The 8,592-nt window shown below is 72.1% G+C and carries 8 protein-coding genes and 1 pseudogene; 3 read left to right on the forward strand and 6 right to left on the reverse strand.

All coding sequences use genetic code 11. From position 1 onward, the window contains the following. Window positions 1-1,059 (forward strand): SbcC/MukB-like Walker B domain-containing protein (locus tag VN520_RS20620; protein WP_325748411.1); only part of this gene is annotated, 1,059 nt, incomplete at its 5' end. Here the strand turns inward: VN520_RS20620 and VN520_RS20625 are convergent. Next, window positions 1,049-1,495 (reverse strand): Lrp/AsnC family transcriptional regulator, encoded by a 447-nt coding sequence (locus tag VN520_RS20625; RefSeq protein WP_325748412.1) that lies wholly within the window; start codon window positions 1,493-1,495, stop codon window positions 1,049-1,051. The two genes, VN520_RS20620 and VN520_RS20625, sit on opposite strands and share 11 nt — an antisense overlap. A gap of 94 nt (window positions 1,496-1,589) precedes the next feature. Between VN520_RS20625 and VN520_RS20630 the strand changes: the two genes are divergently transcribed. Further along, on the forward strand, window positions 1,590-2,075 hold the full coding sequence (locus VN520_RS20630; protein WP_325748413.1) for a rhodanese-like domain-containing protein: 486 nt from the start codon (window positions 1,590-1,592) through the stop codon (window positions 2,073-2,075). A 36-nt stretch (window positions 2,076-2,111) separates the two neighbouring features. Here the strand turns inward: VN520_RS20630 and VN520_RS20635 are convergent, their stop codons facing one another. The 3 genes from VN520_RS20635 to VN520_RS20645 form a co-directional block, all read right to left on the reverse strand. Then, window positions 2,112-2,981 carry an ATP-grasp domain-containing protein gene (locus VN520_RS20635; RefSeq protein WP_325748414.1) on the reverse strand — a complete coding sequence of 290 codons (870 nt, stop codon included), beginning with the start codon at window positions 2,979-2,981 and terminating at the stop codon, window positions 2,112-2,114. Between the two features lie 112 nt (window positions 2,982-3,093). Then, a complete protein-coding gene (locus VN520_RS20640; protein WP_325748415.1) occupies window positions 3,094-4,779 on the reverse strand; it encodes a DUF885 domain-containing protein in 1,686 nt (561 codons plus the stop codon). A 90-nt stretch (window positions 4,780-4,869) separates the two neighbouring features. Beyond that, entirely contained in the window at window positions 4,870-5,397 is a 528-nt protein-coding gene (locus VN520_RS20645) for an Lrp/AsnC family transcriptional regulator (RefSeq protein ID WP_325748416.1), read from the reverse strand. Window positions 5,398-5,456: 59 nt separating this feature from the next. On the opposite strand from VN520_RS20645, the gene VN520_RS20650 reads away from it, so the two are divergent. After that, window positions 5,457-6,743 carry a trans-sulfuration enzyme family protein gene (locus VN520_RS20650; protein ID WP_325748417.1) on the forward strand — a complete coding sequence of 429 codons (1,287 nt, stop codon included), beginning with the start codon at window positions 5,457-5,459 and terminating at the stop codon, window positions 6,741-6,743. Here VN520_RS20650 and VN520_RS20655 read toward each other — a convergent pair. Both VN520_RS20655 and VN520_RS20660 read right to left on the reverse strand, forming a co-directional pair. After that, a pseudogene (locus VN520_RS20655) lies at window positions 6,679-8,052 on the reverse strand (GNAT family N-acetyltransferase); the annotation flags it as partial. The gene VN520_RS20650 and the pseudogene VN520_RS20655 sit on opposite strands and share 65 nt — an antisense overlap. 173 nt (window positions 8,053-8,225) lie before the next feature. Beyond that, window positions 8,226-8,592 (reverse strand): alkaline phosphatase D family protein (locus VN520_RS20660; protein WP_325748418.1); only part of this gene is annotated, 367 nt, incomplete at its 5' end.

Below are 8,592 nucleotides of genomic sequence, written 5' to 3' on the forward strand. Positions count from 1 at the left end.
GAGGCCGAGTTGGCGAAGGCCCGGGGGGACTGCGCCTCGGTCGCCGAGCACGCGGGCCTGCTGGAGCGCCGCGTCGGCCTGCTGGCCGGGGCCGCCGAAGCGCTCCGCGCCGAGCAGAGCGCCGCCGAACGGCTCAAGGAGGCCGACGGCAGGCTTGCCGACGCCGCCTTCAGGGCCGGGTTCGACACCCCGCAGGCCGCTGCCGCGAAGCGGCTCGGCGACACCGCGCAGCGGGAGTTGCAGCGCCGGATCGACGTATGGCAGACGGAGGCCGCCACGGTCGCGGACCGGCTCGCCGAGGAGGACGCCCGGGCGGCCGCCGGGCACCCGCCCGCGGCCCCGGACGCGGCGCGGGCCGTGTACGAACGGTCGGGGAAGGTGCTGCGCGACAGCGCCGCCGCGCATGCCGCCGCGCAGGAGCGCAGTGCGGAGCTCGGCCGGCTCTCACGCCTCACCGAGGACGGGGTGCGCGCCCTGGGGCCGCTGCGCCAGGAGTACGAACGGGTGGCCCGCCTCGCCGGCCTGACCGCGGGCACCTCGGCGGACAACGAGCGCAAGATGCGGCTCGAGGCGTACGTGCTGGCGGCCCGCCTCGAACAGGTGGCCGCCGCGGCGACGGCCCGCCTCCGGCGGATGTCGTCGGGCCGCTACACGCTGGTGCACTCGGACGAGCGCAGCGGGGGACGAAGGGCGGGGCTCGGCCTGCACGTCGTCGACTCCTGGACGGGCCGGGAGCGCGACACGGCGACGCTGTCCGGCGGAGAGACCTTCTCCGCCTCGCTCGCCCTGGCCCTCGGCCTCGCCGACGTGGTGACGGACGAAGCGGGCGGCGTGCGCCTGGACACGCTCTTCATCGACGAGGGCTTCGGCAGCCTGGACGACCAGACGCTGGACGAGGTGCTCGACGTCCTGGACTCGCTGCGTGAACGCGACCGCAGTGTCGGCATCGTCAGTCACGTGGCCGACCTGCGCCGCCGCATCCCCGTCCAGCTCGAGGTGGTGAAGGAACGGCACGGATCGGCGGTGGTCCACCGGGCGGCCGGCACACTCAGCGGCTGACCGGCCGACGGGGGAGAGGTGAGGAGTACACGATGCTGGTGGTCACGGAGCCGAGCGTACCGATCCTTCCCGTGACCTCCTCCAGATGACGCATCGACCTGGCGGTCACCTTCAGCACGAAGCAGTCGTCGCCGGTCACATGATGAGCCTCCACGATCTCCGGCGTCCTGTCCGTCAGGTCGTGGAACGGCTTGTAGTTGCCGTTCGGGTAGCGCAGCCGTACGAGGGCGAGAATCGGCAGACCCAGCCGTTCCGGGTCGACCACCGCGGCGTATCCGCTGATCACGCCCATCTCCTCCAGACGGCGCACCCTCTCCGTGACGGCGCTCGGTGACATCGACACGGCGCGGGCCAGCTCGGCGAACGTCGCACGTCCGTCGCGTTGCAGGACATCGAGGATGCGCCAGTCCGTGGCGTCCGGGGAATATTCGGTCATGGGCGCCAGGCAACAGGGGAATCCCCGGGAGAACAAGCGATGTGCCGTTGATCACTGCTTCCGGCGAGGGTGAACCGGCCGTAGTTTTCTGGCCATGGCCTCACAGAACATCACCACCGCCCGTTCCGTCCTCCGCGTCCCACCCGCCTCCCCGGCTGCCGCCGCCGCGTACTTCGGCGCGTCGCTCGCGTTCCACGCCGACGTCTCCGATGTGGCCCACGCCCTGGAGGCGGGTGGCGACCCCGGTTTCGTCGTACTGGACTCCCGGTCCACCGCCTCCTGGGACCAGGGGCACGTCCCCGGGGCGGTGCACCTGCCGACCGCCCTCATCGCCGAGCAGGCCGCCGGCCTCCTCGACCCGGCCGTCCCCGTGATCACGTACTGCTGGGGGCCGGGCTGCGACGGTGCGGCCAAGGCGGCTCTGGCCCTCGCCGAACTCGGCTACCAGGTCAAGGAGATGCTCGGCGGATTCGAGTACTGGGTGCGCGAGGGATTCACCTTCGAGAGCGGGGAGGGGCCGGAGCGGCGTACGGCCGACCCTCTCACCGCTCCCGTGGACGCCGAGGACTGCGGCTGCTGAGCCGGTGTGCCCACGCCGGCCGTGCCCAGGGTGGGCTCAGAGGCCGAGGAGCACGCTGAAAAGGGCCTGGCCGTCGTCATCGGCGGGCAGGCCGCTGACCTGGCCGTCACCGACCTCGACCACCCGCCACACCCCGTCCTCCCGCAGTGCCATGTCGGTGGTCACCCACCGGCAGCCGAGGGCGCGCACGGCCTCGCCGACGGTGCCGAGGACGGGCGCCGGCGCCCGGCCGGGCGTGTCCGGATGGGCCGTCACCCGCACGGCCTCACCGTCCACCCACCACACCCGCGCCTCCCCGCCGGGCACGAAGGGCTCGTACGCCCGCAGCACCACCCCGCCGGCCAGGAAGTCCCCCTGCAGTTCGAGGAACCGGCCGACGACGGCGGCGAGCCGGTCCGTATCCCTCAGCTCCGGGACGAAACACGCCTCATGCCATTCGTGCTTACGGGACTTCACGAAGTCCTTGACGATGCCCGGACCGGAGCCGAGAGCCCCTGCGATGTCCGGCCAGAGGCAGGGATCAGGCAAGGGCTCCTCGGCGGACAGGGCGTGCCAGACGCTGCGCGGGGTGAGCCCGCGGAACGCCTCGTACCAGCCGGGGAGTTCGTGGGCGGTCCGGTACGCACAGGCGTCGGTGAGCAGTGAGCAGCCACGGGCGACGAGCGCACGCTCCAGCTCCGCGTAACGGGCGGACGGAATCATCCAGCCCCGGTACCAGTACGGCCCCGAGTCCCGCCCCACCCCGGCGACGGCGCGCTCCGCGTCCCCGGCGAGCAGCGCGTCATGATCGATGAGAACGGCCCGCGCGCCGGTGCGCCGGACCGCAGCCGCCTCCTGGGCGAACCGGGGATCGGGAGACCGCGGACGCAGTGGGTCGCAGCAGAACAGGAAGCCGGGCGCGGTCATGGGGGAATCGTCCTTCGGACGTCGGCAGGGGGGAGGGGCGGGGCGGGGGTCCGGCGCCGGGCCCCCGCTCCGGGGGCCGGTGATCACGCACCGGCCCCCGGGCCCGCGTGGCTCAGAGCCTGGACAGCTCGTCCACCAGGTCGTCCAGGCCGAGCGACCCCTGGGACAGGGCCGCCATGTGCCAGGCCTTCAGGTCGAACGCGTCGCCGTGTGCCTTGCGGGCGTTCTCCCGGCCCAGCAGCCAGGCCCGCTCGCCCAGCTTGTAGCCGATGGCCTGCCCCGGCATCGACAGGTAGCGGGTCAGTTCGCTCTCCACGAAGTCGGCGGGCCGGCCGCTGTGGCTGCCGAAGAACTCCTGGGCCAGAGCCGGCGTCCACCGCTCACCCGGGTGGAACGGCGAGTCCGCGGGGATCTCCAGCTCCAGGTGCATGCCGATGTCGACGATCACCCGGCAGGCCCGCATCATCTGCGCGTCCAGATAGCCGAGCCGGCGCTCCGCGTCGGGCAGGAAGCCCAGTTCGTCCATGAGCCGCTCGGCGTACAGCGCCCAGCCCTCGGAGTTGGCGCTGACCTGGCCGACCGATGCCTGGTAACGCGAGAGGCTGTCGGCGACATGCGTCCACTGGGCGATCTGGAGGTGGTGCCCGGGGACGCCCTCGTGGTACCAGGTGGACACCAGGTCGTAGACGGGGAAGCGGGTCTCGCCCATGGTGGGGAGCCAGGTGCGGCCGGGGCGCGAGAAGTCCTCCGAGGGCCCGGTGTAGTACGGAGCGGCGGCACCTCCCGGGGGAGCGATCCGGGACTCCACCTTGCGTACGCGCTCGGCGAGTTCGAAGTGTGTGCCGTCGAGCGCCTCGATGGCCTCGTCCATCAGGCCCTGCAGCCAGACCCGGACCTCGTCCACGCCCTCGATGTGCTTGCCGTGGACATCGAGGTGGGCGAGCGCCTCCCAAGGCCCCGCACCCGGCAGGATCTTGTCCGCCTCGGCCCTCATCTCGGCCAGCAGCCGGTGGTATTCGGACCAGCCGTACGCGTACGCCTCGTCGAGGTCCAGATCCGTGCCGTTGAACTGGCGGGCCCAGCGGGCGTAACGCTCACGGCCGACGGTGTCGGGGGAACCCTCGATCGCGGGGGCGTACACGTCCCGCATCCAGTCCCGGAGCGCGACCAGGGCCCCGGCGGCCTGCCCGGCGGCTTCGTCCAGCTCCGTGCGCAGTGATCCGGGGCCCTCGGCCACGAACTCCTGGAAGAAGCCGGGGCCGTCCTCTCCCGCCCAGTTGCCGAGCTGACCGATGAAGGTCGCGGCCGGCCTCGGGCCGCCGTGCAGCTTGCGTTCCAGTCCGAGGGCGAGCGAGGCTCGATATCCCTCCAGAGCGTCCGGTACCGCCCGCAGGCGGTCCAGGACCGCGGCCCAGTCCTCGTCCGTCGCCGTCGGCGTCGCCGAGAACACATCACGGAGGCTGTGGGCCGGGGAGTGGATGTTGGAAACGGCCCGCAGCCCCTCCTCGGCCTCATGGACGGCGAGTTCGGCCGTCAGGCGTTCCCTCAGCAGCCGTGCGCAACGCCGCTCCTCGTCGGTGTCCGCGCCCGGCGCCTGCTCTGCGGCGTCGAGCTCCACGAGGGTGCTGCGCATGAGTCCGGCCATGGCGTCCTGCCCGGCGGGCGAGAAATCGGGCAGCCGGCGATAGCTTTCCGCGACACCGAGATAGGTACCGGTGATCGGGTCGAGTTCGATGTATGCGTCGACGTAGGCGTCGGCGACCTGGCGCGGCAGTGCGCTGCTCGATGTGTCTGACATGTGGACATCCTCGTACGGCGAGAGCCTTCGCGTCACGGGGAAAGGGACTTCGGCCGGTGAAGATCTCCTGCGGCCCCTGCGCCACGGCCTCTACGACGCGCAGGCGCCGGGACGCTTCTTCGGGGAGGCCGCATCCGGTGTGCCTGTCGTGGGCGGCATCAGCGGACCGCATTCCCACTGCTGGAAGATCAGCCGGGTCTCCACACGTGCCACCTCACGGCGTGAGGTGAACTCGTCCAGCACCAGGCGCTGGAGGTCCGTCGGGTCCGCGACGGCCACGTGCACGAGATAGTCGTCGGGCCCGGTGAGGTGGAAGAACGCCCGGGACTCCGGCAGCGCCCTGATCCGTTCGACGAACGGGCCGATGAGCTCCCTGCGGTGCGGCCGCACCTGGACCAGCAGCAGCGCCTCCAGGCCACGGCCGAGCCGCGCCGGATCGAGCCGCAGCCGGTGCCCGAGGATCACACCCGACCGGCGCAGCCGTGCCACGCGGTCCAGACACGTGGACGGTGCCACGCCGACCTCGGCGGCGAGCTCTCGGTACGTCGTCCGCGCATCGTTCTGCAGGAGGCGCAGAATGTGCAGGTCGACCGGGTCCAGAACGACGGATTCGGGCATCGGGCGAACGTAGCACGGCGTACGGGCCCCCTCAGGCGGTCACTGTTCAGTCTGGTGTCATGGACACCGAAGCCTCCTCGCTGACATCCCAGCCCTCCTTCCGGTCCAGGGCGCTCGCCACCGAAGCCGTGCACGCGGGACGCGACGATCTCGCCTCCCAGGGTCTGCACGCCGCGCCGATAGATCTGTCCACCACCTACCCCTCGTACGACTCCCGGGACGAAGCCGCGCGCATCGACGCTTTCGCCGCCACCGGAGCCAGGCCCGACGGCCCTCCCGTGTACGCACGGCTGGACAACCCCACCACTGCCCGCTTCGAAACGGCACTGGCCCGGCTGGAAGGCGCCGGGAGCGCGGTCGCCTTCGCCAGCGGGATGGCGGCGCTCACCGCCGTCCTGCTGGCCCGCGCGAGTCCGGGGCTGCGCCATGTGGTCGCGGTGCGTCCGCTCTACGGCTGCAGCGACCACCTCCTGGGCGCCGGACTGCTGGGCACCGAGGTGACCTGGACGGACCCGGCGGGCATCGCGGAGGCGATCCGGCCGGACACCGGTCTCGTGATGGTGGAGACGCCCGCCAATCCGACCCTGGCCGAGATCGACATCCGGGCCGTGGCGCACTCCTGCGGTTCCGTGCCGCTCCTCGTCGACAACACCTTCGCCACACCCGTACTCCAGCGGCCGCTCGAACACGGGGCCCGGATCGTGCTGCACAGCGCCACCAAATACCTGGGCGGGCACGGCGATGTGATGGGCGGTGTCGTCGCCTGCGACGAGGAGTTCGCCGCCGTCCTGCGGCAGGTGCGGTTCGCCACCGGGGGCGTGCTGCATCCGATGGCCGGCTATCTGCTGCTGCGCGGGCTGTCCACGCTGCCGGTACGGATCCGTGCCGCATCGGCTTCAGCGGCGGAACTGGCCCGCAGGCTCTCGGCGGACCCCCGCGTCGCACGCGTGCACTACCCGGAGGTGGGCGGGGCGATGGTGTCCTTCGAGGTGTTCGGGGACCCCCACGGAATCATCGCGGCAGTCCGGCTGATCACACCCGCCGTGAGCCTCGGCAGCGTGGACACGCTCATCCAGCATCCGGCCTCCATCAGCCACCGCATCGTGGGTGAGGGAGACCGGAAGGCCGCGGGTGTCGGTGACCGCCTGCTGCGCATGTCGGTCGGTCTCGAGGACGTCGAGGACCTCTGGGCGGATCTGTGTCAGGCGCTCAGTGGCGGAAGCCCTGTTGCGCCTGCCCGGTCCGGGGGAGCGGCCGGGACGTCGGCGACGCTCCCGGGCGGGCCACCGGTTCCGCCGTCAGCCGGCCGGACGGCTGGGCAGGAGCCGCGGCCAGCCGGGCGGTGATGACCAGAGTGCCCTCCTCGATCTGATAGTCGAGGGGCAGTGAGAGCGCCCGCATGGCGGCCACCATCGCCGTGTTGTGGGCCTGTGTCACCGCGTACACGCTCTCGCAGCCCGCCTCGACGGCCAGGGCCACCAGCCGGCCGAGGAGTTCGGAGCCGATGCCTCGACGCTGCCAGTCGTCCTCGACGAGGAGGGCGACCTCGGTCTCGTCCCCGTCCCAGAGCAGATGACCGAGCGCCACCAGCCGGCCGGAGGCCGTCTGCGCGGTGAGTGTGCGTCCGAAGCGCGGGCTCAGCAGATGGTCCAGATAGCGGTCGGCGTCACGGACCGGACCGTGGTACCGCAGGCCGAGGGTGTGCTCGGAGCAGCGGCCGTGCATGGCGAGGGCCGCGTCGAGGTCCCCGCGGTCCGCGCGGCGCACCGTGATCTCGTTGCCCTCGGGCAGGGTCAGGACGTCCTCGTTGCGCGGAACGCGCGGGCCGAGCCTGGCGTCGAGCTCGACGAGGGCCCGGGCCCGGGCGAACTCGGTCGGGGTGAAGGGGAGATAAGGGCGCTCGACGGTGAGGGCGCCGCCCGACGGATCGCGCAGCCGCATCACGGTGTCCTCCAGGACGCCTTCCACCGGTGCGTTCTCGGCGGCCGGACGGCCGGCGACCGGCAGGGCGGGCAGCGAGTGGATGGTGCACCGGCCCAGGAGCTGGCGCAGGGCCAGCGGGAGCTCGGCGGCGTCCAGCGCCGTGCGGGTGGCGAGCCCGAGGAGCCGGGTGGGCGTGTCCACCAGGTCGTGGGCGTCCGCCCGCTCGATCCAGGTGGAGGAACCGCCGGCCGCGGAGACCTCCCGGGTGAGCCGCTGGGCCGGCAGCGTGGCGGGCGCACGCAGCAGGAACTCGTCGACGGTGCCCTCGGCCAGCGGATGGGTCTGCAGAGTGAGGATGTCGATGCGGTGGCGTGCAAGGGCGACGCAGAGGGCAGCCAGGGTGCCGGGGGTGTCCCGCACGGTCGTCCGCATCCGCCACAGCACCGTTTCGCCCGCCTCGTCGGCGTCCTCGGAGGGGTGCTCCGGGCCGGTACCGGTGTCCGGGGGCGGTGCGTGGCTGTGCCGTCGCGCCCACCAGGTGTGGAAGGCGGCCGTGGCCACCAGGGCCACGGCCGAGGCGATGAGCAGATAAGGGCCGTCGGGCTGGTGCCCGATCAGGTTGGCGATCGCGTCGGCCACGGCGACCGCCGTGAAGAGCGCGGCCAGTTCGATCAGGTCCCGCCGCCAGTGATACGGGCGGCGGGCACTCTTCGCGGATGTCACATCAGTCATGCCTTCACTGTGACCGAACGGTGTTGCCTGATCACGAACGCACTGTGACTGATGGGTTACGTGTGTATCTGGTCGTCTTCAGCACCTTTTCGTGTGCTCACCGAGCTTGCCGACGGCCCGGCTTCATGCCGTCCCCCGGTCCGGCTTCACGCCGCCCTCCCGCCCGCGCACCGTCACTGCCCGGTACGGCCCGGCTGCAGCGCCTTGCTGAACAGGACCGTGCCGCCCTGCGCCCGGAGCCGCACGGTCAGCTCCCCGCTCCCGCCGTCGATGTCGACCTCCCCGAAGAACTGCGGTGACTCCATGGGGGACACGTTCGCCCGGTCCGGCGCCCGGACGAAGACCCGCTCAGGACCGAAAGTCCCGTCCAGCGCGTTGGCGGGGAAGCCACCCGCGGCCAGCGGGCCCGAGACGAACTCCCAGAACGGTGCGAAGTCCTTGAAGGCGGCGCGCTCCGGGGCGTAGTGCTGAGCAGAGGTGTAATGCACGTCGGCCGTCAGCCAGAGGGTGCCGGTGATACGCCGGTGCTTGATGTACCGC

Origin of the sequence: Streptomyces sp. (assembly GCF_035563135.1) — a bacterium.
Lineage (GTDB): Bacteria > Actinomycetota > Actinomycetes > Streptomycetales > Streptomycetaceae > Streptomyces.